This is a genomic window from Pantoea sp. EA-12, assembly GCF_030053355.1.
In the GTDB taxonomy this organism is placed as follows: domain Bacteria; phylum Pseudomonadota; class Gammaproteobacteria; order Enterobacterales; family Enterobacteriaceae; genus Pantoea; species Pantoea vagans_C.
Window position 1 is genome coordinate 388,157 of the sequence record NZ_JASGBY010000004.1, and the last position, 25,950, is coordinate 414,106.

At 57.4% G+C, this 25,950-nt stretch carries 23 protein-coding genes; 15 read left to right on the forward strand and 8 right to left on the reverse strand.

All coding sequences use genetic code 11. The features are described from left to right. Positions 1–3: 3 nt before the first annotated feature. Both QMZ30_RS08965 and QMZ30_RS08970 read left to right on the forward strand, forming a co-directional pair. The gene (locus QMZ30_RS08965; RefSeq protein WP_058969791.1) at positions 4–567 is read left to right on the forward strand and encodes a helix-turn-helix domain-containing protein; all 564 of its coding nucleotides are present in this window, start codon (positions 4–6) and stop codon (positions 565–567) included. Then, positions 564–1,082, forward strand: coding sequence for a GNAT family N-acetyltransferase (locus QMZ30_RS08970; RefSeq protein WP_283227083.1), 519 nt, complete (start codon positions 564–566; stop codon positions 1,080–1,082). Before QMZ30_RS08965 ends, QMZ30_RS08970 begins: the two co-directional genes overlap by 4 nt. A 38-nt stretch (positions 1,083–1,120) precedes the next feature. Here the strand turns inward: QMZ30_RS08970 and QMZ30_RS08975 are convergent, their stop codons facing one another. After that, positions 1,121–2,092: a LysR family transcriptional regulator gene (locus QMZ30_RS08975; protein ID WP_283227084.1), complete on the reverse strand. Its 972-nt coding sequence runs from the start codon at positions 2,090–2,092 to the stop codon at positions 1,121–1,123. A 157-nt stretch (positions 2,093–2,249) separates the two neighbouring features. On the opposite strand from QMZ30_RS08975, the gene argH reads away from it, so the two are divergent. Genes argH through QMZ30_RS09010 form a run of 7 tightly spaced genes read left to right on the forward strand, consistent with a single transcriptional unit; the run spans position 2,250 to position 9,268 of the window. Continuing rightward, positions 2,250–3,677 (forward strand): argininosuccinate lyase, encoded by a 1,428-nt coding sequence (gene argH, locus QMZ30_RS08980; RefSeq protein ID WP_283227085.1) that lies wholly within the window; start codon positions 2,250–2,252, stop codon positions 3,675–3,677. 10 nt (positions 3,678–3,687) lie between these two features. Continuing rightward, on the forward strand, positions 3,688–4,566 hold the full coding sequence (locus QMZ30_RS08985; protein ID WP_283227086.1) for an amino acid ABC transporter permease: 879 nt from the start codon (positions 3,688–3,690) through the stop codon (positions 4,564–4,566). 13 nt (positions 4,567–4,579) lie between these two features. Next, a complete protein-coding gene (locus QMZ30_RS08990; protein ID WP_034820986.1) occupies positions 4,580–5,344 on the forward strand; it encodes an amino acid ABC transporter ATP-binding protein in 765 nt (254 codons plus the stop codon). Positions 5,345–5,363: 19 nt separating this feature from the next. Next, a complete protein-coding gene (locus QMZ30_RS08995; protein WP_039329652.1) occupies positions 5,364–6,185 on the forward strand; it encodes an ABC transporter substrate-binding protein in 822 nt (273 codons plus the stop codon). A gap of 12 nt (positions 6,186–6,197) precedes the next feature. Then, complete coding sequence (locus tag QMZ30_RS09000; protein ID WP_283227087.1) at positions 6,198–7,043, forward strand: polysaccharide deacetylase family protein; 846 nt, start codon at positions 6,198–6,200, stop codon at positions 7,041–7,043. Beyond that, the gene (locus tag QMZ30_RS09005) at positions 7,036–7,923 is read left to right on the forward strand and encodes a polysaccharide deacetylase family protein (RefSeq protein ID WP_283227088.1); all 888 of its coding nucleotides are present in this window, start codon (positions 7,036–7,038) and stop codon (positions 7,921–7,923) included. The genes QMZ30_RS09000 and QMZ30_RS09005 overlap by 8 nt, the downstream gene beginning before the upstream one ends. Next, positions 7,907–9,268, forward strand: a complete 1,362-nt coding sequence (locus tag QMZ30_RS09010) for an MmgE/PrpD family protein (RefSeq protein ID WP_283227089.1) — start codon at positions 7,907–7,909, stop codon at positions 9,266–9,268. The genes QMZ30_RS09005 and QMZ30_RS09010 overlap by 17 nt, the downstream gene beginning before the upstream one ends. Before the next feature lie 191 nt (positions 9,269–9,459). On the opposite strand, the gene QMZ30_RS09015 is transcribed toward QMZ30_RS09010, so the two are convergent. Both QMZ30_RS09015 and speB read right to left on the reverse strand, forming a co-directional pair. After that, entirely contained in the window at positions 9,460–10,545 is a 1,086-nt protein-coding gene (locus QMZ30_RS09015; protein WP_283227090.1) for an iron-containing alcohol dehydrogenase family protein, read from the reverse strand. Further along, on the reverse strand, positions 10,542–11,501 hold the full coding sequence (gene speB, locus QMZ30_RS09020) for an agmatinase (RefSeq protein WP_039329620.1): 960 nt from the start codon (positions 11,499–11,501) through the stop codon (positions 10,542–10,544). The genes QMZ30_RS09015 and speB overlap by 4 nt, the downstream gene beginning before the upstream one ends. A gap of 124 nt (positions 11,502–11,625) precedes the next feature. On the opposite strand from speB, the gene QMZ30_RS09025 reads away from it, so the two are divergent. Genes QMZ30_RS09025 through ybiB form a run of 3 tightly spaced genes read left to right on the forward strand, consistent with a single transcriptional unit; the run spans position 11,626 to position 15,737 of the window. Continuing rightward, positions 11,626–12,522, forward strand: a complete 897-nt coding sequence (locus QMZ30_RS09025) for a LysR family transcriptional regulator (protein ID WP_283227091.1) — start codon at positions 11,626–11,628, stop codon at positions 12,520–12,522. A gap of 54 nt (positions 12,523–12,576) precedes the next feature. Then, positions 12,577–14,715: an ATP-dependent DNA helicase DinG gene (gene dinG, locus QMZ30_RS09030; protein WP_283227092.1), complete on the forward strand. Its 2,139-nt coding sequence runs from the start codon at positions 12,577–12,579 to the stop codon at positions 14,713–14,715. Between the two features lie 53 nt (positions 14,716–14,768). Continuing rightward, the gene (gene ybiB, locus QMZ30_RS09035) at positions 14,769–15,737 is read left to right on the forward strand and encodes a DNA-binding protein YbiB (RefSeq protein ID WP_283227093.1); all 969 of its coding nucleotides are present in this window, start codon (positions 14,769–14,771) and stop codon (positions 15,735–15,737) included. Positions 15,738–15,885: 148 nt separating this feature from the next. On the opposite strand, the gene QMZ30_RS09040 is transcribed toward ybiB, so the two are convergent. The 3 genes from QMZ30_RS09040 to hutH form a co-directional block, all read right to left on the reverse strand. After that, complete coding sequence (locus QMZ30_RS09040) at positions 15,886–17,043, reverse strand: M20 aminoacylase family protein (RefSeq protein ID WP_283227094.1); 1,158 nt, start codon at positions 17,041–17,043, stop codon at positions 15,886–15,888. A gap of 235 nt (positions 17,044–17,278) precedes the next feature. After that, positions 17,279–18,964, reverse strand: a complete 1,686-nt coding sequence (gene hutU / locus QMZ30_RS09045) for a urocanate hydratase (protein ID WP_039329610.1) — start codon at positions 18,962–18,964, stop codon at positions 17,279–17,281. Between the two features lie 10 nt (positions 18,965–18,974). Beyond that, complete coding sequence (gene hutH, locus QMZ30_RS09050; RefSeq protein WP_283227095.1) at positions 18,975–20,528, reverse strand: histidine ammonia-lyase; 1,554 nt, start codon at positions 20,526–20,528, stop codon at positions 18,975–18,977. 319 nt (positions 20,529–20,847) lie between these two features. Here hutH and hutC point away from each other — a divergent pair, with 319 nt between their 5' ends. Continuing rightward, entirely contained in the window at positions 20,848–21,603 is a 756-nt protein-coding gene (hutC, locus tag QMZ30_RS09055; protein ID WP_039329607.1) for a histidine utilization transcriptional repressor HutC, read from the forward strand. On the opposite strand, the gene QMZ30_RS09060 is transcribed toward hutC, so the two are convergent. Together QMZ30_RS09060 and QMZ30_RS09065 are read right to left on the reverse strand one after the other, a co-directional pair. After that, complete coding sequence (locus QMZ30_RS09060; RefSeq protein WP_283227096.1) at positions 21,587–22,126, reverse strand: HutD/Ves family protein; 540 nt, start codon at positions 22,124–22,126, stop codon at positions 21,587–21,589. The two genes, hutC and QMZ30_RS09060, sit on opposite strands and share 17 nt — an antisense overlap. Next, complete coding sequence (locus QMZ30_RS09065; RefSeq protein ID WP_283227097.1) at positions 22,123–23,478, reverse strand: formimidoylglutamate deiminase; 1,356 nt, start codon at positions 23,476–23,478, stop codon at positions 22,123–22,125. The genes QMZ30_RS09060 and QMZ30_RS09065 overlap by 4 nt, the downstream gene beginning before the upstream one ends. Before the next feature lie 85 nt (positions 23,479–23,563). On the opposite strand from QMZ30_RS09065, the gene hutI reads away from it, so the two are divergent. Both hutI and hutG read left to right on the forward strand, forming a co-directional pair. Beyond that, positions 23,564–24,781, forward strand: coding sequence for an imidazolonepropionase (gene hutI / locus QMZ30_RS09070; RefSeq protein WP_283227098.1), 1,218 nt, complete (start codon positions 23,564–23,566; stop codon positions 24,779–24,781). Continuing rightward, a complete protein-coding gene (hutG, locus tag QMZ30_RS09075; protein ID WP_283227099.1) occupies positions 24,778–25,569 on the forward strand; it encodes an N-formylglutamate deformylase in 792 nt (263 codons plus the stop codon). Before hutI ends, hutG begins: the two co-directional genes overlap by 4 nt. Positions 25,570–25,950: the final 381 nt, after the last annotated feature.

Below are 25,950 nucleotides of genomic sequence, written 5' to 3' on the forward strand. Positions count from 1 at the left end.
ACGATGTCTGTGTTAAATACGGAAGACCGACTGGCCGCCCGACTGGCCGAGTTGCGGGTACAACGTGGCTGGTCGTTAGACGAGTTGGCAATGGCGACAGGCATCAGTCGTGCCTCATTGTCGCGCATTGAACGCGCCGAAACCAGCCCGACAGCCGCTTTGCTTAACCGACTGTGTGTGGCTTACGGCTTAACCATGTCGCGTTTGCTGAGTGAAGTGGAAGAGGAGTCGGCGCTGCTGTTGAAAGCCAGCGACCAGACGGTCTGGCACGACGAAGCCAGCGGCTATCAGCGTCGCAGCGTGTCGCCACCTGCCAGCCAGTTCAAAGCCGAAGTGGTAGAGTGCGTGCTACAGCCCGGTGCGCGTATTGAGTACAACGCGCCCCCGGTGCAGGGACTGGAACAACACATCTGGCTGCAATCTGGCGAATTGACGTTCACCATGGATGAACAGCGTTGGACTTTACAGGCGGGTGACTGCCTGCGCTTCCATCTCACGGGGAAATCCTCCTTTGAAGCGCATCCTGAAGGGGGCGCGCGTTACCTTTTGGTGGTGTGTAAGCCATGATTGAGATCGAACAATTAAGCGCGACACAAGCTCAGCCGCTGCTGGCGGCGTTAACCGATGTGTTGCAAGGGTGCGTGGCAGACGGCGCCAGCGTAGGATTTATTGATGCAGCCGATCGTGGTGCGATGGAGCGCTTTTGGCAGGATAAGATCTTCAGCCTGGCCAGCGGCGATAATCAACTGCTGGTGGCCTGGCAGCAGGGCGTGATTGTGGCAACGGTGATGGTGGGATTCAGTGCGATGCCGAACGGACGCCACCGTGCGGAGATCAGCAAACTGCTGGTGCACCCTGAGGCCCGGCGCCAGGGGATTGCCCGTCGCTTGATGCAGCACGCCGAGCAACTGGCCACAGGGCAGGGCAAAACGCTGCTGGTATTGGATACGCGCAGCGGCGACGTGGCAACCGATCTCTATTTATCGATGGCATGGCAAATCGCAGGATCGATTCCCTATTATGCGGAGTCGACCGAAGGCGTTCTGGATGCGACGACGGTGATGTATAAGTGGGTTAAATAACGGGGTGAGGGGGCCAGACCGCAGTGACCTGCACCATCTCAGTGCGCGCCAGCTGCCTCACCCAGTCCCAATGCCTGCATAAACAGCCGGATAATCGGATTAATTTTCCGGCCTTTCTTAATCAGCAGGCAGAAGGGGTTTTCACGCCGCACCGATTCATCACCCAACTCACAGAGCTGACCGCGTGCAATAAAGGGCGCGGCATAATGCTCCGGCAAATATCCAATAAAGTGACCGGTTAAAATCAGCATCGCGACAGATTCAACCTGCACGGCCTGTGCACCGCTGTCCTGCAACGGAATGATGCGGCGGTCATCACGCGGGGTGACATATAAATGATTAATAATCTTCTGCTCACGTAATATTTCCACTGATACTTTTTTATCACAAGAGCCAGAATATAAAGGATGTGACATGGAGCAATATAATTTTGAATATTCTTTATAAAGTGGGAAGTAATCAAAATCATTTTTCATTTCATAAACAGGGGCGATGCCGCAATGAAAACGGCCTTCACTGATACCGCGTTCTATATCATCTAATTGCGCGGTCTGTAATCGAATCTGCACTTTTGGTGCATTCTGGTACAGTTGCTGCACCGCCGCGGTGACCGGCGATTGTGGGTCGGAGATCGTGTTATCCACCACACAAATGGCGATATCACCCAGCAGCTCATTACGGCTGTTGTGCAGGCGCTCGCGGAAAAGGTTCAGCGAGACAAACAGTTCGAGCGTGGCCTGATAGACGTTGATACCGTACTGCGTCAGCTCAAAACCTTCGCGCCCACGGCTGCACAGCGTCATGCCGAGGCGAATCTCCAGATCGGAAACTTGTTTGCTGATCGCCGCCAGACCAATATTCAATTCGTGACTGGCTGCAGTTAATCCACCGGCTTCCACCACGCATTTAAATACCCGCAGTAATTTTAAGTCGATATTACTCAGTGCCAGAACCGCATTATCGCCGCGATTATTCACATTGTTTCCTGACTGGGAAACTTTACTTTCCATCTTTGCTATTCAACTCCGGAATAATTGCGGTGAGAGTACAGTGAACCTGAAATATGACGTATTTACCAGCTTGGTAATAAAATAAGTTTTTATTATCGCTGCTGAGGTATCCATATCTTTTTCATATCGCTGAAGATTATCTGTAAGGGGAAATAGCATGTCTGATAATGCCGAACTGTTATGGGGCGCGCGTTTTAAAGCGGCACCAGCGGCCAGTTTAACCGCGCTCTCACGTAGCCCGGATTATTACTTTGCCTTAGCACCTTACGATCTGGCGGGCTGCCGTGCTCATGCACGTGAACTGGCACGCGGTGATCTGCTGAGTGCCGACGAACTGAGCACCATGCTGGCGGCGATAGACGCGCTGGATGCTGATTACCGTGCGGGAAATCTGCACCCCATCGCGGCGGATGAAGATGTGCATACCTTTATCGAACGCGCACTGACCGAGCGTTTAGGGCCACTGGGCGGCAAACTGCGTGCTGGCCGTTCACGCAACGATCAAACCGTTAACGATTTACGCCTTTACCTGCGTGATAACGGTCGCAAGGTGGTTACGGCGCTACTGGCATTGCAACAATCGCTGGTTGAGCAAGCCGCCCAACACACCGACAGCGTGGCGCCGGGCTTCACCCATTTACAGCAAGCCCAGCCTATCGTCTTCGGCCATCAACTGCTGGCACATGCGCAATCGTTCTCTCGTGATATCGAACGTATGCAGGACTGGGATCGCCGTAGCGCACGCTGCCCATTGGGTGCCGCGGCGATGGCGGGATCGGCCATTGCGCGTCAGCCAGAACAGGCGGCCGCTGACCTCGCTTACCTGGCACCTTGTGAAAACTCGATTGATGCTGTCGCCAGCCGCGATTACGCCGCAGAATTCCTGTTTGTCACCAGCATGATCGGCATCAACCTGTCGCGTCTGTGCGAAGAGGTGTGCATGTGGGCCTCACGCCAGTTCCGCTGGGTCGAGTTGCACGACAGCTACGCCACCGGCAGCTCAATCATGCCGCAGAAGAAAAACCCCGATATCGCTGAGCTGACACGTGGTCGCTCAGGCCGTTTAGTCGGCAACCTGATGGCGCTGCTCACCACCATGAAAGCCATGCCACTCTCCTACAACCGCGATCTCAGTGATGACAAGCGCAACGTGATTGATGCCGTAGACACGCTGCTGCTGGTACTGCCAGCGATGGCGGGCATGATGTCGACGTTGAAATTCAACACCGATGTGATGCGCGATCAGGCACCCGATGGCTTCACGCTAGCGACCGAAGTGGCCGACTGGCTGGCGATGCGCGGCGTGCCATTCCGTGAAGCGCATGAAATCACCGGTCAACTGGTACAGCTGTGCGAGCAGGAAAATTGCGGCTTGTCCGATCTGAGCGATACACAGTTGCAGGCTGTAGATGCGCGTTTAACGCCGGATGTGCGCAGTGCGTTGACGTTAGAAGCCGCTTTGGCGGCTCGCAGTGGCTACGGCGGCACCGCACCAGCACGTGTGCGCGAGCAGCTGGCCCGCCTGCAAACCCTGATGCAGGACCAGCAGCGCTGGACCGAAGATTACGCTGGCCCACGCGCCTGAGGAGTCATCTATGTCGCAATCCACCCCGGTAGAACCCAGCCTGAATAACAGTCGCGAGCAGATGCACTACGATCTTGACCGCTATCAGGTGGTGCCGCGTCGTTACTACGGCCGTATCACCGCGTCCGTCGTGATCCTGGTCTTGCTAGGGTTGCTGGTGAATGCCTTCGCACACGGCAATATCGAATGGTCGTTTGTCGGCCAGTTCTTTACCGCGCAGGCCATCCTCAACGGTGTGGTCAACACCTTGATCATGTCCGTGCTGGCAATGGGGCTGGGCGTGTTGTTCGGGGTGATCACCGCGATCATGTACATGTCGCCGAACCCGGTGCTGCACTACATCGCGGTGGGCTACGCCTGGATTTTCCGCGGCACGCCGCTGATTCTGCAACTGCTGCTGTGGTTCAACCTCGCGCTGGTGTTTCCCACGATCAGCATTCCCGGCGTGTTCAGCGTGCAAACCGTCACCATCATGACGCCCTTTCTGGCGGCGTTGCTGGGCCTGAGTATCAACCAGGGGGCGTACACCTCGGAAGTGGTGCGTGCCGGTTTGCTGTCGGTGGATACCGGGCAATACGAAGCCGCAAAAGCTATCGGGATGCCACGTCTGCAAGCGCTGCAGCGCATTATTTTGCCTCAGGCGATGCGCGTGATACTGCCGCCCGTGGGTAACGAATTCATCAGCATGATCAAGACCACCAGCCTGGCGAGCATGATCCAGTACTCGGAACTGCTCTACAACACGCAAACCATCTACTTCGCCAATGCGCGCGTGATGGAACTGCTGTTCGTGGCGGGCATCTGGTACCTGATTGTGGTGACCGTGCTGTCATTTGGCCAGAGCCAGTTGGAACGCTACTTCTCACGCGGCCATCGCCAGCGTCAGTAATTGGGAGTGAGACATGAGAAACATCGTGCGCGCCGTCAAGGTGAACAAATATTTCGACCAGTTCCACGCCCTGAAGGATGTCAGCCTTGAGGTGAATTACGGCGAGGTGATGTGCATCCTCGGCCCATCGGGATCGGGTAAGAGCACTTTTTTGCGCTGCATCAATCAGTTGGAGAAAGTCGATCAAGGCGGAATCTGGGTTGACAACGAACTGGCGGGTTATCGCATTGCCGGCAACAAGTTACATGCGCTGAGCGACAAGCAGATTGCACGTCAGCGCCTGCAAACCGGCATGGTGTTCCAGCGCTTCAACTTGTTCCCGCACAAAACCGCGCTGGAGAACATCATCGAAGGACCCTGCCGTGTTTTGCTGCGTCCGAAACGTGAAGCCAGTGAAGAAGCCATGGCACTGCTGGATCGGGTTGGGTTGGCGCATAAGGCGCATGACTATCCGCAGTCGTTATCCGGTGGGCAGCAGCAGCGGGTGGCGATTGCCCGTGCACTGGCAATGAAACCGAAACTGATGCTGTTCGACGAACCCACCTCAGCGCTGGATCCGGAAATGGTCGGTGAAGTGCTGGCAGTGATGCGTCAGCTGGCAAAAGAGGGCACCACCATGCTGGTGGTCACGCACGAAATGGGCTTTGCCCGTGAGGTGGCTAATCAGGTGGTGTTTATGGATGAGGGACGAATTATCGAGCAGGGCGCACCAGAAGACATTCTGCTGAACCCGCAGAACCCACGGATGAAAAACTTTATAAACGCGATTCTTCTTTAATGTGACCGGGGTGAAAAACATGAAAAAGCTGTTATTGAGTGCCATCAGTGCTGCTGTGTTGCTGCAATCTTCTGCCTGGGCAGATATCGCTGTACCTGCGGCGATCAAAGAGAAAGGGTTAACGGTCGCGATTATGCCGAACTACCCGCCAATGGACTTCAAAGATCCCGCGACCAACCAGCTCACCGGTGTCGATTACGATCTCGGCCAGGCGATTGGTGAAAAGCTGGGCGTAAAGATCAACTGGCAAGAGATCGCTTTTGAGCAGATGGTTAACGCCGTGGTCACCAAACGCGTTGATCTGGTGATGTCAGGCATGACTGACACCAAAGAGCGCCAGAAGGTGGTCAACTTCATCGACTACTTCAAAACCGGTCCACAGTTCTACACCTTGAGTTCTCATACTGAGATCAACAGCGCGATGGATCTGTGCGGTAAGAAAGTCGGCACCAGCCGCCGCACCACCTTCCCGCAAGAGATTGCCAACTGGTCGAAAGCACACTGTGAAGCCGCAGGTAAACCGGCCATCGTTGTAGTGGGTGCAGAAGGCACGGCAGATGCGCGTACCCAGCTGCGTCAGGGGCGTCTGGATGGCGCAGTGCAGGGCAGCGAAACCCTGCCGTACATCATGAATCTGGAAAAAGGCACCTTTAAGCCACTGGATAAAGCCTTCTCCTTCCAATACACCGGCATGGCGATGGGCAAAGATGCCACCGAGCTGACCACGGCGATTCAGGCCGCGATTGACGCCATGATTGCCGATGGTTCGTACCAGAAGATCCTCAGCAAATGGGGCCTGAGCGATAACGGTATCGATAAAGCGATGGTTAATCAGGGCTAAAGGAGTAAGCAGATGCAACAACCGGGCGCAGTGCGCTGGCCGCAGGGTAAACGCGGCTGTATGGCGCTGGCGTTTGACCTTGATGGTCCCACTGGCGATGCCATGTTGAATGGCAGCCTGTGGTCAACGCCAGAGTATTTTACCTTTGGGGCTTACGGGCCATACCGCGCGCTCGGGCGTCTGCTCGACCTGCTGCGTGCTTTCAATCTGCCTGCCACCTTCTTTGTGCCAGCATGGGTGGTGGAGCAGTGGCCGCAGCAGTGTCAGGCGATTATCGAACAGGGCCACGAAGTGGCCTATCACGGCTACCGTCATGAATCCTTTTGGGCTATTTCACCGGAAGAGCAGCGGGCGGTGATGGCGAAATCTGCCGAGATTTTTAAACAGCATCTGGGCATTACCGCCTGTGGTTTTCGTACTCCCTCAGGTGACTGGCATGCGGAAACACCACAAATTTTACGTGAAGCGGGGGTGATCTACTCCAGCAGCATGCGCGGTGACGATCGACCCTATGCGATGCCCGTCGCGGGCCATACGCCGTTGGTTGAGATCCCCGGCAAGTGGGAGATGGATGACTACGCCTCACTGGCCTATACGCGTCAGCCTGATTTCCCGAAAGGCGGCGATCGCATCGCCAGCTATGCCCAAACACGCGACAACTGGCAGCGTGAGTTTGACGGCGCGATGGATGAAGGCTTGTGCCTGACCACGCTGTTCCATCCGAAAATATCCGGTCAGCCGGGGCGTATCCTGCTGCTGGAACAACTGTTTGAACATATGACCGCCCGTGATGACGTGTGGTTTGCGCGCTGTGACGCGGTGGCGCAGTGGTATTTGCAGGAGCAACAGCATGACTGAATCTTCTCGCTGGCCGCTGGGCTTCCAGTCGGCTGCTGTTCTGACTATCGATTTCAACGATATCCACGGCATTCTCACGCAGGCACCGGCTGTTGCCGGGCGCGATAAAACCCTGTCAGTGTGGCGCTATGGCACGCTGCGCGGCGTCGATCGCTTGCTGGCGCTGCTGGCGGAAAAGCAGCTGAAAGCCAGCTGGTGCCTGCCCGCGATTGTCGCCGAGGAGCAAGCGGAACTGCTGCAACGTATCGTGGCGGAAGGCCATGAAATTGCCTGTAGCGGCGATCGCCATGAAGATTTCTCGCAGCTGACCTTAGCGCAGCAGATCGACAGCGTGACGCGCGGCTGCGACAAACTGGCACAGCTTACCGGCAAACCGATTTTAGGTTTTCGCACTCCAGCCGGGCAGTGGAAACCGGGGCTGGCAGAAGCGCTGGTGGCACAGGGGATTCGCTGGTCATCCAGCTGGCGTGGCGACGATCTGCCGTACTTCCATCCCGGCACTCGCTTAGTCGAATTGCCGATGCACTATACGCTGGAAGACGAACCTTACTTTGCTTTCAACCTCAGCCCGGCGATTCCACCGGGGCAATCGCGTATTGCGCCCTATGCTGAGACGCTGGCGAATATGACGCAAGATTTCCACGGCTTCCACCGCTTTGGCCTGTGTTATCTGCTGCGCCTGCATCCGGAGATTATGGGTACCGCCGGACGTATCAGCTTGCTGCGCGAATTGATCGATACCCTACAGCAGCACAATGTGTGGATCGCCACGGCCGAGCAGGTGGCTGCACACTGGCAATCCCAGCCGGGGAACGATACCTCGCATCCTGCGGAAGTTTTCGCTCGCATTACTGGAGGTGCCCATGGCCTCAACGCTTGAACAACTGGCCGCGTTTATCGCCACCACCGAGTTTGAGCAACTGCCATCCTCATTGGTGGAGCAAGCGAAGCGCCATCTGCTGGATACCTTTGGTGCGTCGCTGGCGGGCACGGACAGTGCCATCTGGCGTGACTGCCTCGCATTAGTCTCTGAAGAGGGCGGCAAGGCGCAGTCGGTGGTCTGGGGCAGTGATGCGCAGTTCCCACCACGCCAGGCGGCCTGGCTAAATGGTGTGGCGGCGCACATGTATGAGCTGGATGACACCGGCGGCTGCGATCATTCCGGAGCGGTGGTGTTGCCCGCCTTGCTGGCTGCACTGCCATTGGCCACACATCCGGTGGAAGGCCGGGCGCTGATCGTCGCGATGGTGATTGGCTATGACGTGGGACGTCGGGTGCTGGAAGCCTGTGGGGGCTACTCTGCGCACAATGGCGCGGGTTGGCACTCAACGGCCAGCTGTGGTGTGTTTGGTGCCGCCGCCGCCGTGTGCAGCCTTTTACAGCTGGATCGTCAGCAGTGCGCCTCTGCACTGGGTATAGCCGCCAGTTTTAGCGGCGGTCTGTGGGGCTTTATCCACGACGGTTCACACACCAAAAAATTGCATGCCGCGCGTGCGGCAGAAGGCGGCGTACAGGCTGCGTTACTGGCGCAGCGTGGCATCAATGGGCCATCAGCGGTATTTGAGGCGAAATGGGGCGGATTTTTACAAACCCTGGCGCCAGAAACCCAGCAGCCCGCCGCGTTAACTGCCGATCTCGGCAGTGTGTGGAAACTCGCACGCTGTTCGATCAAGCCTTATGCGTCCTGTCGCGGCACCCATGCGGCGATCGATGCGTTAGGCATCTTGTTGTCTCAGCATCAGGTGCGTGTCGAGCATATCGAGCGCATTGTGGTGGGGCTTAATCCGTTCCTGCTCGATATGTGTGGCGGACGTGAGCTGCAAAGCCTGGCCAGTGCACAGATGAGCTTGCCGTATGCGCTGGCGGCACGTGCGCTATATGGTTCTGCCGAACTGGGGAGTTACGATGATGCGAAGCGCCTGCACCCTCAGGTCGGCGAGTTTATGACGCGTATCGTGCTGGAAATTGATGAGCAGCAGGGGCGCGATGATGAGCCCTGGGTGCGCATTGAAACCCAGCACGGGGAGCAGTGGGAGCATCATGTTGCCGTTGCCTCTGGCGCACCGGCCAATCCGCTGAGTCTTGAAACGTTGCTGGCGAAATACCGTAGCTTAGCGGCGCGAGTGTTGCCGCTGGAGCAAGTTGAGCAGCTGGAAACCCTGTGTCTGGATCTGGACGACGTGGCGGATGTGCGGGAAATGGTGGCGTTATTGGCTGCGGGTTGATCAGCTTCCCTCACCCCAGCCCTCTCCCGCAAGCGGGCGAGGGAGTTGTTCGAGCTATGTTGATGAATTGATCGGCTACCAGTCCCTTCTACCTCAAGAGATCGAACAGTCTGAGTGAAGTTAATCAATCTGCGATGGGTCCCCTCTCCCTGTGGGAGAGGGTTAGGGTGAGGGCACCCGAGCGCACAACACTAGACCCGTGCAGCTAACCCTTCGATTCGCTGCATTGCTGCCAGCAGGCGCGCTTCGGTTACCGCTTGCGCCATATTCTCCATATCCGGTGCATGCACCGATTCACGCACGATCAATGCCAGTTCGGCATCATCCAGCTGTGCGATCTCGCGCAACGTCAGCGGCACACCGCAGTCACGTGCCAGGCGCATTTCATCCAGCACCTCTTCGTCACTGCGATCTTCCAGCGCCAGCAGGCACAGGTTGCCGAAACCGACCAGCAGGCCATGGCCAAATTCACGGGTTTTATCGCAGAAGGTGAACCCTTCGTAAATCGCATGGGATGCCGCAGCGTGGGCACCGTTGCTCATCAGCGAGGTCAAGCCTGCCCAGGTAAAGATGGCATCCAGCACCTGATCCAGTGACGCACTGCTTTCCCCGCGCAGCACGGCAGCATAAGCCGCTGGACCGTGTTCGGCGATAACGTCATAGCAAATCTGGCTGTGTGCCAGTGATGAGAGCGCATTACCTTCACGCGCCGGATGACGCGCACTGACGGCACGGAATTCATACCATTTTGCCAGCGTGTCGCCCAAACCCGCAGCCAGCCAGCGCGGCGGGGCTTTTGCCAGCAGTTCGCTATCAATGATCACCGCCGCTGGCGCCTGTGGCAGCGGGAAGATATCGAAGAAATTGCCGTTGTCATCATAGCGAATGCTTAATGGCGTCACCGCCGAACAGGTGGCGGCGATGGTTGGCACGGTAATAAATGGCAAGCCAAGCTGCGCGCCGACCGCTTTTACGGTATCCAGCGATTTGCCGCCGCCGACGCCGATGATCACATCCGCTTGCAGTTCCGTGGCGATGGCCGCCAGACGATTGATCTGATTAATCGAGGTTTCGCCGCCAAACCATTCCTGCGCCAGCAGCGTGACATTCGCTGCCAGCAGTTGCGCACGCACCTGCGCTTCCACCGCTTGCAATGCCTGATGGCCGCCAATCAGCAGGGCGCGTTGACCCAGTCCGGCGCAAATTTCGCCCAGCTGATTGATTACACCCGCGCCGCGCAAGACGCGCGCTGGAAACACCAAATTCTGTTGTGTCATGACTTTTTCTCTGTGTAACGGACGCCGGGCAATACGCACAGCATCTCATAAAGGATATTGGCCGCCAGCTGCGAGGTCATGCCGCTGAGATCGTACGGCGGTGACACTTCGACGAGATCGCCGCCCACCAGGTTGAGCCCACGGCAGCCGCGCACAATCTCGAGGCCTTGCATGGAGGTCAATCCACCCACTTCTGGCGTGCCGGTGCCAGGTGCCCAGGCGGGATCGAAGCTGTCAATGTCATAGCTGAGGTACACCGGGCCATCCCCAATGCGTGCCCGCACCTCGGCCATCAGGGGTGCCATGGATCGATACCAGCACTGTTCAGCGGGCACCAGATGGAAGCCCTGATCGACGCCCCACTGGAAATCATCGGCAGCGTAGCCCTGTGCACGCTGACCAATCTGCACCACGCGCTGGCAGTCGAGCAGACCTTCCTCCACCGCACGACGGAAGGTGGTGCCATGGGCAATCTTTTCGCCAAACATCTCATCGTTGGTGTCGGTATGCGCATCAACATGGATCAATCCCATCGGGCCATGCTTTTTCGCCAGCGCCCGCAGAATCGGTAACGTCAGCGTGTGATCCCCACCGAGCGTCAGAGGAATAATCGGCCAGTTATTCAGTTCGGTATAATAGTTTTCGATGATATCGACCGACTTCAACAAGCTATAGGTGTTGATCGGCACGTCGCCGAGGTCACCGACGCGCAGTGAATCAAACGGGGCTGCTCCGGTGGCCATGTTATAAGGACGAATCATCACCGAATCGGCGCGAATGGCGCGCGGCCCGTATCGCGTGCCGCTGCGTTGCGAGGTCCCAATATCCAGCGGAATCCCGACAAAGGCGACATCCAGGTTGGCAGGGGATTCGACGGCGGGCAGACGCATCATGGTGCCGCGTCCAGCAAAGCGTGGCATCTCGTTGCCGCCCTGCGGCTGAGGAAAATCGGTCATCTCGGGCTCCTTCGGCTAAGTGAACCTCATCATGGCGTGTGGCGCGTACAGGAAAAATCCTTGACAGCAGATAATCACTTCAGAGATTACTTAACTTTAGCCAGTAATCTCTGAAGGAAAATCGGTGCAGACGCTTCCCAACCTTAAACTGCTGCAGGTGTTTGCCAGTGTGGTAGAAAATCAGGGCTATTCGCGGGCGCAACAGGCGCTCAATATGACCACGCCCGCCATCAGTGCCTATATGAGTGAGCTGGAGACGCAGCTGGGTTTTATCCTGTGCCAGCGCGGGCGCGGCGGATTCACGTTAACCACCAAGGGCGAGCAATTTTACCGCTACAGCCAGGAAATGCTGGCGACGCTGGCGGGTTGGCAGGAGCAGGTCGAAACCCTGAAAAGTGAACAGGGCGGAACTTTCTCCCTTGGCGTGGTCGATGCGACGGTGACGGACAGTATGCTGGATCTGCCAGCCGCAATTGCCCGTTTTAATCAGCGTTTTCCGGCGGTCTTTTTCAACCTCAGTGTGCGCGATCCCAATGAACTGCAACAGCAACTGCTGGAGGACCGGCTCGATTTAGCCATTGGTCACTTCCCACTGCGTGCCAGCAATCTGGTGACCATTCCACTGTATGAAGAGCAGCACTGGCTCTATTGCAGCCCTGAGCATCCTCTGGCGCAGGGCGAGACGGATATGCGCACCGTGCAGCAAACGGGCATGGTGACGCGGCGCTACTGGAATCAGCAAGAACTCAACAAACGCGGATTTCGTCAGAGCAATGCCTCGGTTGAGAGTATTGAAGCGCAGTTGACGCTAATACTTTCCGGGCGTTTTATCGGTTACCTGCCCGAACACTATGCCAGCAGCTGGGAACAGCAGGGTAAATTGTGCCGTCTGTTGCCAGAACATTTCCATTTCCGTGCGCCGTTTTCGTTCGCCTTCCGCCGTGGACGCTCACGTGAAACCCTGATCCGCGCGATGCGTGAAATTCTGAATCCCGCGCGAAAAAATAGCAGTGAAAGCTGACGCTGCGGCGATACTGTGTAAAAATACAGGCCAATTCAGCAAAAAGTATTCAACATGGCCCTGACAGCAGCGATAAAAAGCCAAATTGCGCAATGGTACAAGGCGCTGCAGCAGCAGGTTCCTGACTTTATCCCGCGCGCGCCGCAGCGCCAGATGATCGCCGAAGTGGCGAAAAGTCTGGCCGGCGACGAAGGCCGCCATCTGGCGATCGAAGCCCCCACCGGCGTGGGTAAAACCTTGTCGTATCTGATCCCCGGTATTGCGGTGAGCCGCGCCGAGGAGAAGCGTTTAGTGATCAGCACCGCCAACGTGGCGCTGCAGGATCAAATTTTCAGCAAGGATCTGCCATTGCTGAAAAAAATCATTCCCGACCTCACCTTTACCGCCGCTTTTGGTCGCGGTCGCTATGTCTGTCCGCGCAATCTGGCGGCGCTGGCGGCGACCGAAGACCAGCAAGGCGATCTGCTGCTCTATCTGGATGAAGAAGCGGTGACCGGTTCCAAAGAGGAGCAGAAGTTCTGCGCCCGACTGGAGAAAGATCTCAGCCGCTACAAATGGGATGGCCTGCGCGATCACTCTGATGTCTCAATTGAAGACAGTCTGTGGCAGCGCCTTTCAACCGATAAAGCCAATTGCCTTGGACATCATTGCCGCTGGTATCGTGAATGCCCATTTTTTGTCGCGCGTCGAGAGATTGAGCAGGCTGATGTGGTGGTCGCCAACCATGCGTTAGTGATGGCGGCGATGGAGAACGAGTCGGTGCTGCCACCGGCAAAACATCTGATGCTGGTGCTGGACGAAGGGCATCATCTGCCGGAAGTGGCGCGTGATGCGCTGGAGATGAGCGCTGAAATCACGCCGGGCTGGAGCAGTTTGCAAATCGATCTATTTGTGCGCCTGGTGGAAACCATCATGGCGCAGTTCCGCCCCAAATCACCGCCACCGCTCACCAATCCAGAGCGGTTGAAAGGCCATTGCGATGAGATGCGCGAGTTACTGCAGGTGCTATGCGCGGCACTTAATCCTTTGTTGCCGTCAAATAACCAAGCGGGTGAATTCCGTTTTGTGCTGGGTGAACTGCCTGAAGAACTGATGACGATGTGCGCGCGGCTGTTTAAGTTGAGCGATGCCTTGCGCGGGCTGAGTGAAGGGTTGCTCAATGAGTTGGGCGATCAAACCGGCAGTGCAGACATTATGCGCCTGCATAAAGCCATTATTCAGCTCAATCGCCATTTTGGTTGGTTTGAATCGATCAGCAAACTGTGGCGACTGGCCGCCATGGAAAAAGCCTCTAACGCACCGGTGTCGAAATGGATCACGCGTGAAATCCGTGATGGCCAGGCGCATCTCCTGTTCCACTGCGCGGGCATCCGCGTCAGCGATCAGCTGGAGAAACTGCTGTGGCGCAAGATCCCGCACGTGGTGGTAACCTCGGCGACCCTGCGCTCGCTAAACAGCTTTAACCGCTTGCAGGAGATGTCGGGCCTGAGTGAAAAGGCGGGCGACCGTTTTGTCGCGCTGGATTCCCCCTTCAATCACATTGACCAGGGCAAGCTGGTGATTCCGCAAATGCAGTATGAACCCTTAATGGCGACGGAAGCGGAACATATCGCTGAGATGGCGCGCTTCTTCCTGCAGCAAATGGCGGAAGAGAAGCACAAAGGGGTATTGGTACTGTTTGCCAGCGGCCGTGCCATGCAGCAATTTGTCACACACCTCACCTCATTGCGTTTGTCGATGCTGGTGCAGGGAGACCAACCTCGTTCGCGGCTGGTGGAGTTACACCGTCAGCGGGTGGAGGCGGGGCAAACCAGTATTCTGGTTGGGCTGCAATCCTTTGCGGAAGGTCTCGATTTGAAAGGCGATCTGCTGTCGCAGGTGCATATTCACAAAATTGCTTTTCCCCCGGTGGACAGTCCGGTAATTTTGACCGAAGGGGAGTGGTTGAAGAGCCTTAAGCGCTACCCGTTCGAGGTGCAGAGCTTGCCGAGCGCCTCGTTTACCTTGATTCAGCAGGTGGGGCGTTTGATTCGCAGCCACAACTGTTTTGGCGAGATCGTGATTTACGATCGACGCCTGCTGAGCAAAGGCTACGGTAGCCGACTGCTGGCCGCCTTGCCGGTGTTTCCGATTGAACAACCGGCCGTGCCGGAAGCAGAGAAGAAGCCTGCGAAACGCCGTAAGAAAACCTGAATATTAATGTTGGCAGCCGGGTATCGGTGCGCCCTGGAAGCGGGAATGCCTTGATGGAACTGAACAAAATTATCAAAGAGATTGGGCGCGGTAAGAACCATGCGCGCGATATCGATTTCGACACGGCGGTGGCGCTGTATAGCGCCATGCTGGCGGGCGAAGTGCCCGAACTGGAGTTAGGCGGTGTGCTGATCGCGCTGCGCATCAAAGGTGAAGGTGAAGAGGAGATGCGCGGTTTCTACCACGCCATGCAGCAGCAGATGATGCAGTTGCAACCTCCGGCCCATCGCCCGATGCCCATTGTCATCCCCAGCTACAATGGCGCCCGTCGTCAGGGCAATTTGACGCCGCTGCTGGCATTGCTGCTCAACAAGCTCGGTTTCCCGGTGTTACTGCACGGTGTCAGTGATGATCCTACCCGCATCACCACCGAAGCGGTGCTGGCCGCGCTGGATATTGTCTCAGTGATAAACGCGCAGCAGGCGCAGGCCAAACTCGATAGCGGTGAGCTGGCCTTTATCACCATTGATCATCTCTGTGCGCCGATGGCGAAACAGCTTTCACTGCGCTGGCGCATGGGCGTACGCAACAGTGCCCATACGCTGGCGAAGCTGGCGACGCCGTTTGCTGAACGCGCAGCGCTGCGTTTGTCGAGTGTTTCACACCCGGAGTATGTGCCGCGCGTCGGCAAGTTCTTCCAGGATATCGATGCACCCGCCATTCTGCTCAACGGCACCGAAGGTGAGGTGTACGCCAATCCGCAGCGCTGTCCGGCGATCAGTTACATCGCGGGCGCGGGCGCAGAGGCTGAAGTGTGGATTGAGCGCCAGCCGGAAACCAGCGTCGCACTGCCGGAAAGTAAAAACGCGCAGGATACGGCTGAGTGGATTAAACAGGTGTTGGCCGGTGAGCGCGCGGTGCCACAGGCGCTGCGTTTACAGCTGGCATGCTGTTTAGTGGCGACGGGCGAATCTGCCAATCTGGATGAAGCGGAAACGCGATTGCAGCAGGCTGGGATTTAGCGTCAGCAAGGTCGCCATTAATCACGTAATGCTCGTCAGTTAAGCGCCTTTCGGTCACCATAAATGGCGACCATACAATGCATTGGCGCGTTTTACGTAGGGTGCGCATTTATGCGCACCAGGATGAACACATCAAATTGTCACTCAATCAATCTTTCACCAATACGCTTTCCACCAACTGCTGCCAAAAGGTGATACCAATCGGCAGTAGCTCGTCATTAAAATCGTAATGGGCATTATGCAGCGGGGCAGAAGGCGTTGCGCCATCGGCACCTAACCAGAAATAAGCGCCGGGGCAATGTTCCAGCATACAGGCGAAATCTTCCGATGCCATGGAAGGGTTAACCTGCCAGTGCACCTGCGATTCCCCCAACACGCGGTAAGCGACATCGCGCACTTGCTCAGCGGGAACGGGATGGTTGGCCGTGACGGGATAACCAGGATACCAGTGAATCTCACCGCTGACGCCAAACGGGCGTGGCAGCGTGGTGACGAAATCTTCAATCAGACCGCGCACGCGATCGCGCACGTCGGTCTGCAAACATCGTACCGTGCCTCGCAAGACAATCTGCTCTGGAATGACGTTAATCGCTTCACCGCCGTGGATTTGCGTCACGCTGACCACCGCAGAAGCCAGTGGGGACAGACGGCGTGAAGGGATGGTTTGTAACGCCAGAATCAGTTCCGCCGCCACCACCATCGGGTCGGCTCCGCTTTCCGGCATGGCCGCATGGCAGCTTTTGCCATTGAGCGTGATTTCAAACGAATCGAGCGAGGCCATCATCGCCCCTGGATTTACCGCCAGCGAACCCACCGGTAAACCAGGCCAGTTATGCATCGCATAGACTGCATCCATGGGGAAACGGGTAAACAAACCTTCTTCCACCATTTTGCGCGCGCCGCCAAGGTTCTCTTCAGCGGGCTGGAACAGAAAGTGCACCGTGCCTTTGAAATGGCGTGTCGCAGCCAGCTGGCAGGCGGCCGCCAGCAGAATCGCGGTATGACCATCGTGGCCGCAGGCATGCATCACGCCCGGACGGTTGGATTTCCACGCGGGTGCACCTTTCTCGGTGATCGGTAGCGCATCCATGTCGGCACGCAGGCCAATGACCGGCCCCGGACCATTTTCCAGCGTGCCAATGACGCCCGTTCCTGCCAGCCCACGAAACACCTGTAACCCTGCTTCTGCAAGCACCTTTGCCACCAACTCACTTGTGTGTTGCTCCTGGTAACCCAGTTCAGGATGTTGGTGTAACTGACGACGCCAGTTAAGGGCGTTTTCCAGCAGGACGGCAGGCAGGCTCATAAAGTTAGGCTCTCCATCAGCAGCTTGTGCTGCAATTTCTCTGACACGAGGTGATGTGTTCAATGTAGTGGTAAGCGCAGGGTGGCGTCTATCGCGGAACGGAATAATTTGGCTATAGGGTATAGCGGAATGGAATATACGATGTGGTCGCAGAGTGATTTTAACCGTCGCGATGCGATAATTCGCGCCGCGACGGTTATCAGGCCAAGGTGCGCATTGCTGCGCACCGGTAGATCTATTTCTGCATTGGCAGATTCAAATCATGTTTTTTCGCACAGCTCTGTGCCAGCTCGTAACCGGCATCCGCATGGCGCATCACGCCCGTTGCCGGATCGTTCCACAGCACACGGCTCAGGCGCGCATCGGCTTCAGCAGTGCCGTCGCAGACGATCACCACGCCAGAGTGCTGCGAAAAGCCCATACCCACGCCACCGCCGTGGTGCAGGCTCACCCAGGTCGCGCCGCCTGCGGTGTTCAGCAGGGCATTGAGCAGCGGCCAGTCGGACACGGCATCAGAGCCATCCTTCATCGCTTCGGTTTCACGGTTAGGTGAGGCCACCGAACCGCAATCCAGATGGTCACGACCAATCACGATAGGCGCTTTCAGCTCGCCATTGCGCACCATTTCGTTGAACGCCAGCGCGGCTTTATGACGCTCGCCGAGGCCCAGCCAGCAAATGCGCGCGGGTAAGCCCTGGAAGGCGATGCGCTCCTGCGCCATATCGAGCCAGCGGTGCAGGTTCTTATGATCCGGGAACAGCTCTTTCAGCTTGGCATCGGTTTTGTAGATATCTTCCGGGTCACCTGATAACGCCACCCAACGGAACGGGCCTTTGCCTTCACAGAACAGCGGACGAATATAAGCCGGGACAAAGCCTGGGAAGTCGAAGGCGTTTTTCACACCCTCATCCAGCGCCACCTGACGGATATTGTTGCCATAGTCCACGGTGGGCACGCCCATGTGGTGGAAATCCAGCATCGCCTGCACGTGTACGGCCATTGAGGCGCGTGCCGCTTGTTCTACCGCTTTCGGGTTGCTGACGCGCTCGGCCTGCCAGCGCTCAACATCCCAACCGATCGGCAGATAACCGTTGATCGGGTCGTGTGCAGAGGTTTGGTCCGTCACGATATCGGGTTTCATGCCACCCGCTTTAGCGCGTTTGACCAGTTCCGGTACGATCTCGGCGGCATTTCCCAGCAGGCCAACAGAGATCGCCTGTTTCGCTTTGGTGGCTTTTTCAATCAGATCCAGCGCTTCGTCCAGCGTGTAGGCTTTGTGGTCCACGTAGCGGGTACGCAGACGGAAATCGATGCGTGATTCCTGGCACTCAATCGCCAGCACGCTGGCACCGGCCAGCACGCCTGCCAGCGGTTGTGCGCCGCCCATGCCGCCCAGACCAGCAGTAAGGATCCAGCGGCCACGCAGATCGCTGTCGTAATGCTGACGACCGGCTTCGGCAAAGGTTTCAAAGGTGCCCTGCACGATGCCCTGCGCGCCGATGTAGATCCATGAACCTGCGGTCATCTGGCCATACATCATCAACCCGGCTTTATCCAACTCGTGGAAATGATCCCAGGTGGCCCAGTGTGGCACCAGGTTGGAGTTCGCCAGCAGCACACGCGGGGCATCCGCATGGGTACGGAATACGCCCACCGGTTTGCCGGACTGGATCAATAACGTTTCTTCCGGCTGTAGGGCGCGCAGCGATCGTAAAATCTGCTCGAAGCACTCCCAGTTACGGGCTGCTTTACCGATACCGCCGTACACCACCAGATCTTCCGGGCGTTCTGCCACATCAGGATCGAGGTTGTTCTGGATCATGCGGTAAGCCGCTTCAATTAACCAGTTAGCACAATGCAGTTCATTACCGCGCGGCGCACGGATTTCACGGGCTACAGCCTGAGACAAAGTTTCGCTCATCATCGGTTCCTTAATGGGTAGTAGAACGCTGGCTTGGCAGCAGCGCAGTAAGGGATTCTGGCCAGGCATGGCTGCTGGCCCACAGACGCATGGATTCGATATCCGGCGCCATTAAACGGTCGTGATCGAGGAAGGCCACGTTTTCACGAATTCGGCTCATCTCCTGCTCTAGCGCAGCAGAGCTTTGCAGCGGACGGTGGAAATCAATGCCTTGGGCTGCTGCCATCGCTTCAATACCGACCACGGCGGCAGTGTTGAAGCACATATCGCCGAGGCGGCGAGCGGCATAGGTCGCCATTGAGACGTGATCTTCCTGGTTGGCAGAGGTCGGCAGGCTGTCAACGCTGCCCGGATGAGCAAGGGATTTATTTTCCGAGGCCAGCGCGGCCGCCGTCACCTGTGCAATCATAAAGCCGGAGTTGACACCGCCATCACGCACCAGGAATGGTGGCAAGCCCGAAAGGCCGGTATCCAGCAGCAGTGCCATCCGGCGCTCGGAGATGGCACCGATTTCAGCAATCGCCAGCGCGATAATGTCGGCGGCGAAGGCCACTGGCTCGGCGTGGAAGTTGCCGCCAGAAATGACATCGCCGCTATCACTGAACACCAACGGGTTATCCGATGCGGCGTTAGCTTCAATCTGTAATACGCGTGCTGCGTGGCTGAGGTTATCCAGGCAGGCTCCCATCACTTGAGGGACGCAGCGAATAGAGTAGGGGTCTTGTACGCGTCCACAATTGGTATGCGAGCTGAGGATTTCGCTGCCTTCCAGCAGGGTTGAGACTGCAGCAGCCACGGCGATTTGCCCTGATTGACCGCGAGCCTGATGGATGCGCGCATCATAAGGTTTCACCGAGCCTTTGATGGCTTCCAGCGAGAGTGCACCTGCCATCAATCCTGCGGCAAACAGGTTTTCGGCTTCGAACAGACCGCGCAGTGCCAGGGCGTTGGAAACCTGGGTGCCGTTAAGCAGTGCCAGACCCTCTTTGGGTCCCAGCACAATCGGTTGCAGGCCGACACGCGCCAGACCTTCGGTGGCGGGGATCAGTTTGCCCTCAACACGCACCTGGCCTTCGCCCAGCAGCATCAGTGACAAGTGGGCTAGCGGAGCTAAATCACCCGATGCGCCGACCGATCCTTTCTCTGGGATGCAAGGCATGACGCCCGCATTGAACAGCGCCAGTAACGCCTCGATCAGTTCGATGCGCACGCCGGAATGGCCGCGCGCCAGGCTGATGATTTTGGTGGCAACCACCAGACGCGCCACGTTATCCGGCAGTAATTCGCCCAGGCCGACACTGTGGGATAACACCAGGTTACGTTGCAGTTCGGCCAGACGCTCAGAGGGGATCTGCGTCTGCGCCAGTTTGCCAAAGCCGGTATTAATGCCATACACCACTTTGCCCGATGCGACGATGGCATCAACGGTTTCGTTGGCGCGATAGATGGCCGCACGCGCCTCATCGGCTAACGTGAGCGTCACCTTGCTTTGATAAATGGTTCGCAAGGTGGCGAGGTCCACTTCACCGGGAACGAGGCGAATTTCCTGAACCGAACCTGACATAGTCTACTCCTGTCTATACAAGTGATCTGGCACTGTCCGGTCGCTTTGCTACCGCGATAAAATCGCCCGGACGTCCATGGAATGCTGTGAGTGAAGCATAAGTGTCTAATCTTGTCTATACAAGTAGCAAGCGCTATGCCAGATTGATCTGATTCTGTGAAATGCGCCGCAATGCGCATCCGCTGGCTAAGCCGGTAACGCATTGCACTGAAAAGGGGAGAGGACTGCACTGTTGGCGTGCTGTCTGCACGATTAGATGTATATACATTTACGCGCTGAGACAGTAAACTTTGGGCATTATTCGGAAAAGGAACAGGATATGGCGGAGCAAACGGCAATAGCACAGCTGGCCGCAGCGATGGGCGATGAGCCAGCACCGATTTATCAACGCGTGAAACAGGCGATCGTCAGCCAGATCCGTGAAGGCCACTGGAAAGCCAACCAGCGCGTGCCATCCGAAAGCGAACTGGTCAATGAGTTGGGCGTCAGCCGTATGACCATCAACCGTGCGCTGCGTGAACTGACCAGTGAAGGGTTTCTGGTGCGTATGCAGGGCGTGGGCACCTTCGTCGCCGAGATGAAGGGCTACACCGCGATGCTGGAAGTGCACAATATCGCGGATGAAATTGCTCAGCGCGGCCATCGTCACAGCTGCAAAATTTTATCCATTGGTCAGATGAAGGCCGATCCTGAACAGGCGGCGGTGCTGGGATTATCGACCGGGCAAACGCTCTACCATTCACTGATCGTCCATTATGAAAACGAGTTGCCGGTTCAGCTGGAAGATCGTCTGGTTAACCCACTGGTGGCACCGGATTACCTTAGTCAGGATTATCATCAACTCACGCCTTATACCTATCTGATGCGTGTCGCGCCTTTGACCGCCGGTGAGCATATTGTGGAAGCGGTGCTGCCGGATCTGCGCCAGCGTAAGCATCTGGCGCTGGATGAACATGAACCTTGCTTGTTGATCCGCCGCCAAACCTGGAGTGACAACAAGATAGTGACTTACGCGCGCCTGCTCTACCCAGGCTCGCGCTATAAGTTACTCGGTCGTTTCAGGGGACACGGTTAAGCGTCACAAACAGCAGGCTGGCTTCTGCCGAGAGCGGAGCCAGCGTCGTCTCTTCATCCAGCCACCACATACCCTGATCCACCGTCAGCCTCTCCCGGTCTGCGGTTTGCCACTCTCCGCTCAACACCCAGGCAACGCCATGCGTGCTGGTAACAGGCTGCTGAACCACCTCAACCTGAGAAAGCCAACTGTCGCGGCGCGTCATGATGTTGAAATCCTGACAGCTTCCGCTGATCTGCGCCTCAACCGCCCATTCCCCAGGAAATGCCCATGGCTGATGCGGCAGCAAGCGCTGCTGCACCTGCTCGCTGCGCAGCAGCACACTGTCACCGTGCAGCAGCGTGATCACCCGGTCAATACCGGGGAAAGGGGAGAAGGGGCCATCGGCGTCAATGGTGGCGATACTGGCGCGCCAGCCAAATTGTGCGTCACCTGGCGGGAAGCTGACGATTTCACGGGTTTCTCCCCCGCCATTGCGCCAGCGGCTCACCGGCAACTGGCCATAATCAAAATGCGTTCTCATTGCAGTGCACTCATGGCTTGAGCGAAGCGTGCCGCCGCGGCTTCTTCGGCGGGATGATGGCCTTCGCTGATCACCTGGTTTCCGGCGACAAACACATCGCGAATCTGGCGCTGCGTGCCACCAAACAACCAGCGGTTGAGCAGGGAAGCGGAGTTGACGCTGCCGAGGAAGGCATCGTTATCCAGTACCAGCCAGTCGGCGCGTTTGCCCACCGCCAGTTCACCGGTGGCAATGGCGCATGCCTGGGCACCACCTTGCGCCGCCTGCTGCCAGAGCAGATCGCCCACCGAAGGTTGATGCGGCAAGGTGATGCGATTGCGGCGACGGTCGCGCAGACGCTGACCATACTCCAGCCAGCGCAGCTCTTCTAACGCACTGAGCGAGACATGGCTGTCGGAGCCGATGCCCCAACGCCCGCCGCGTGCGATGTATTCCACTGCGGGGAAAATACCGTCACCGAGGTTGGCTTCGGTCGTGGGGCATAATCCGGCGATGGCGCCGCTGGCCGCCATGCGCTGAATCTCGCTGTCATCAAGGTGCGTGGCATGGATCAGGCACCAACGTTTATCCACCTCAAAGCGATTGTAGAGCCAGGCAACGGGGCGCTCACCGCTCCAGGCCAGGCTGTCATTGACCTCTTTTTCCTGCTCTGCGACGTGAATATGCACCGGCACCTCTGCGTGGCTGGCGGCGAGCACATCACGCATTTGTGCTTCACTCACCGCGCGCAGCGAGTGGAAACAGATGCCATGATTAAGTAACGGCTTGTGCATGCTCCACTGGGCTACGCGTTGCTGTTGTTGCAGATAGACGTCAGTCTGCTGGATAAAGCGACGTTGTCCTTCGCTGGCTGGCTGAGCACCAAAGCCGCTGTAACTGTAGAGCACGGGCAGCAGTGTCTGACCAATGCCGGCAGTGTCGGCAGCGGCGATTAGCTGCTGGAGCATCGCATCATCGGCATAAGGTTTCCCGTGCGGGTCGTGATGCAAATAGTGGAACTCCGCCACCTGGCTGTAGCCACCTTTCAGCATATCGATATACAGGTGCGTGGCGATATCACCCACCTGTTCGGGTGACAGGCGTTGCACCATGCGATACATCAGATCGCGCCAGGTCCAAAAACTGTCCTGGGGGTCACCCGCCACTTCTGCCAGCCCGGCCATGGCGCGCTGGAAGGCGTGTGAATGCAGGTTAGCGATTGCCGGGATCACCGGGCCTGCCAGGCGCGTTGCACTGCCGCAAGCGCTGTTGGGCGTGAGTTCGGTAATCTGCCCGGAGGCATCGGTGGTGATGATAACGTCTTCATGCCAGCCGTCGGCCAGCAGCGCGCGTGGGGCAAAAAACACGGCCATGGTTGATCCTTAAGGGTGGATAGTTGTATATACATATACATACTTTAATGCGCAGTGTAAATCGTCAGACGTGAAGGGGAGTGGGATGGCAGAAACGAAGCAGATCGACAGCCTGTGGCTGGGGGCCGATATCGTGACGATGCGAGATGGTCACTATAACCTGATTGCCGACGGCGCCGTGGCAGTGGATAACGGTGAACTGATTTGGGTAGGGCCGCGCAGCGCGTTACCGGATTTTACGTCCCGTGAGCAGCATCAGTTTGATGGCGGCATCATCACGCCTGGGCTGGTGGATTGCCATACCCATCTGGTATTTGGCGGCGACCGCAGCCAGGAGTTTGAACAGCGCCTGAATGGCGTCAGCTATGCCGAGATCGCCGCGCAGGGTGGCGGTATCCTCTCGACGGTGCGTGCTACACGCGCGGCTACGCAGGCTGAACTGGTGGCATCGGCGCGCTGGCGGCTCGATCGTTTGCTGGCCGAAGGGGTTACCACGGTAGAGATCAAATCCGGTTACGGCCTCGATGAAACCAGTGAATTGACCCTGCTGCGCGCCATCCGCGAGCTGGCAGAAACAGTGCCTGCTGACGTGCTCGCTACCTGCCTGGCGGCCCACGGTTTTCCGCCGGAGTTTAAACAGAATCCGCAGGGCTGGATCGATATCATCTGTAATAGCCTGTTGCCGCAGGTCAAGGCCGAGGGGCTGGCGGATGCGGTCGATGCCTTCTGCGAACATCTGGCGTTTTCCCCTGAACAGGTCCGCGCGGTGTTTGATGCCGCCAAAGCGCTGGATTTGCCGGTGAAACTGCATGCCGAGCAGCTCTCTGCGCTTGGCGGTGCCACGCTCGCAGCTCAGTACGGTGCGCTGTCAGCCGATCATCTTGAGTATGCGACCGAAGACGATGCTAAAGCGATGGCGCAGCATGGCACGGTGGCGGTATTGCTGCCGGGCGCTTTTTATCTGCTGCGTGAAACGCAACGCCCGCCAGTGGAACTGTTCCGCAAACATGGTGTGCCGATGGCGCTGGCCAGCGATGCTAACCCCGGCACCTCTCCCGCGCTTTCACTGCGTTTGATGCTGAACATGGGCTGCACCTTGTTTGGCCTGACTCCGGAGGAAGCGCTGGCAGGTGTGACCTTATGGGGAGCAAAGGCGCTGGGATTACAACGCACGCACGGCTCGCTGGAGCCGGGCAAGGTGGCGAATTTTGTGCACTGGCCGCTGGCTCGTCCAGCTGAGCTGGTTTACTGGCTGGGCGGCGAACTGCCGTGTCAGGTTATTTATCGTGGAGAAGCGCAATGACCCCTTTTCATTTTACTGCAGGTAGGCTGCCGCTGCTGGTCAGTATTCCGCATGCGGGTACCCAATTAACACCGGAAGTGGACGCTGGCTTGAGCGATGCCGCACGCGGTCTGCCGGATACCGACTGGCATATTCCGTTGTTGTATGATTTTGTGCGCGATCTGGGTGCCAGCGTGCTGATTGGCCACTACTCGCGCTTTGTTATCGATCTTAATCGCCCAGCGGATAACCAGCCGCTTTACACCACTGCCACCACCGGGCTTTATCCTGAGACGTTGTTTGACGGTACCCCGACCTTTGCCGAGGGCAAAACCCCGAGTGCCAGTGCGCGTCAGGGCTACCTTGATAATATCTGGCAGCCTTATCACCAACAGATTCAGCAAGAGCTGGCGCGGCTGAAAGCCGAGCATGGTTATGCGCTGTTGTTCGATGCCCACTCCATTGCCTCAGTGATCCCGCGTCTGTTTGACGGCCAACTGCCTGACATCAACATCGGAACCAACGAGGGCGCGAGTTGCTCCACAGCGGTGATTGAAGCGATTCAGAACGTCTGCGCCGCGCAAAGCGATTACAGCTGGGTGGTGAATGGCCGCTTTAAAGGTGGCTATATTACTCGTGCCTATGGTCAGCCGGAGCAGGGCGTGCAAGCGGTGCAGCTGGAGCTGGCGCAGCTAAATTATATGGACGAGACGCCACCTTTCGCCTGGCAACAGGCGCGCGCTGCGCAGTTGCAGAAGGTGTTGAAACCGTTTATTCAGGCATTTCTTGAGGCCGGAAAACCGGTTTAATGATGGCGGTCGCCATTAATGGTGCAATGCTTGTCAGTTAAAACTCAGGCTACTTATTGATAAGTGGCCTTTCTTTTCAGTGCGGGCTCTGCCGCCACTACTGCCCCCTCTGGGCCGTCCTCGCGCCGCTAAAGCGGTACCTTCGACTTCCACGTCGTGCCGGACGGACCGTTCGCGGATGACCATCCATGGTCGGCCGCGAACTGCCCCACGCCTCCCCGCGTGGGGCTCCTGGCCCAACGTAAAAGTCTCAGCGCTGCGGATAACCCTGAGGGGGCAGCAGAGGCGTCATAGCTTCAAACTGTGTGCCCTTTTTGACAACACGCACTGAAGTTAACTAGCTGGCTGGGGCCGCACCGGGGCAGGCATCCGCAGCGCTGA

What these genes read in the sequence shown, in the direction of transcription:
- hutC (WP_039329607.1), top strand. Translation starts at nt 20,848, where the DNA reads ATGGCGGAGCAAACGGCAATAGCACAGCTGGCCGCAGCGATGGGCGAT.
- QMZ30_RS09000 (WP_283227087.1), top strand. Translation starts at nt 6,198, where the DNA reads ATGCAACAACCGGGCGCAGTGCGCTGGCCGCAGGGTAAACGCGGCTGT.
- QMZ30_RS09040 (WP_283227094.1), bottom strand. Translation starts at nt 17,043, where the DNA reads ATGAGCCTGCCTGCCGTCCTGCTGGAAAACGCCCTTAACTGGCGTCGT.
- QMZ30_RS09015 (WP_283227090.1), bottom strand. Translation starts at nt 10,545, where the DNA reads ATGACACAACAGAATTTGGTGTTTCCAGCGCGCGTCTTGCGCGGCGCG.
- argH (WP_283227085.1), top strand. Translation starts at nt 2,250, where the DNA reads ATGTCTGATAATGCCGAACTGTTATGGGGCGCGCGTTTTAAAGCGGCA.
- dinG (WP_283227092.1), top strand. Translation starts at nt 12,577, where the DNA reads ATGGCCCTGACAGCAGCGATAAAAAGCCAAATTGCGCAATGGTACAAG.
- QMZ30_RS08975 (WP_283227084.1), bottom strand. Translation starts at nt 2,092, where the DNA reads ATGGAAAGTAAAGTTTCCCAGTCAGGAAACAATGTGAATAATCGCGGC.
- QMZ30_RS09065 (WP_283227097.1), bottom strand. Translation starts at nt 23,478, where the DNA reads ATGGCCGTGTTTTTTGCCCCACGCGCGCTGCTGGCCGACGGCTGGCAT.
- QMZ30_RS09010 (WP_283227089.1), top strand. Translation starts at nt 7,907, where the DNA reads ATGGCCTCAACGCTTGAACAACTGGCCGCGTTTATCGCCACCACCGAG.
- hutG (WP_283227099.1), top strand. Translation starts at nt 24,778, where the DNA reads ATGACCCCTTTTCATTTTACTGCAGGTAGGCTGCCGCTGCTGGTCAGT.
- QMZ30_RS08985 (WP_283227086.1), top strand. Translation starts at nt 3,688, where the DNA reads ATGTCGCAATCCACCCCGGTAGAACCCAGCCTGAATAACAGTCGCGAG.
- speB (WP_039329620.1), bottom strand. Translation starts at nt 11,501, where the DNA reads ATGACCGATTTTCCTCAGCCGCAGGGCGGCAACGAGATGCCACGCTTT.
- QMZ30_RS08970 (WP_283227083.1), top strand. Translation starts at nt 564, where the DNA reads ATGATTGAGATCGAACAATTAAGCGCGACACAAGCTCAGCCGCTGCTG.
- QMZ30_RS09060 (WP_283227096.1), bottom strand. Translation starts at nt 22,126, where the DNA reads ATGAGAACGCATTTTGATTATGGCCAGTTGCCGGTGAGCCGCTGGCGC.
- QMZ30_RS08965 (WP_058969791.1), top strand. Translation starts at nt 4, where the DNA reads ATGTCTGTGTTAAATACGGAAGACCGACTGGCCGCCCGACTGGCCGAG.
- ybiB (WP_283227093.1), top strand. Translation starts at nt 14,769, where the DNA reads ATGGAACTGAACAAAATTATCAAAGAGATTGGGCGCGGTAAGAACCAT.
- hutU (WP_039329610.1), bottom strand. Translation starts at nt 18,964, where the DNA reads ATGAGCGAAACTTTGTCTCAGGCTGTAGCCCGTGAAATCCGTGCGCCG.
- QMZ30_RS08990 (WP_034820986.1), top strand. Translation starts at nt 4,580, where the DNA reads ATGAGAAACATCGTGCGCGCCGTCAAGGTGAACAAATATTTCGACCAG.
- QMZ30_RS09005 (WP_283227088.1), top strand. Translation starts at nt 7,036, where the DNA reads ATGACTGAATCTTCTCGCTGGCCGCTGGGCTTCCAGTCGGCTGCTGTT.
- hutI (WP_283227098.1), top strand. Translation starts at nt 23,564, where the DNA reads ATGGCAGAAACGAAGCAGATCGACAGCCTGTGGCTGGGGGCCGATATC.
- QMZ30_RS08995 (WP_039329652.1), top strand. Translation starts at nt 5,364, where the DNA reads ATGAAAAAGCTGTTATTGAGTGCCATCAGTGCTGCTGTGTTGCTGCAA.
- hutH (WP_283227095.1), bottom strand. Translation starts at nt 20,528, where the DNA reads ATGTCAGGTTCGGTTCAGGAAATTCGCCTCGTTCCCGGTGAAGTGGAC.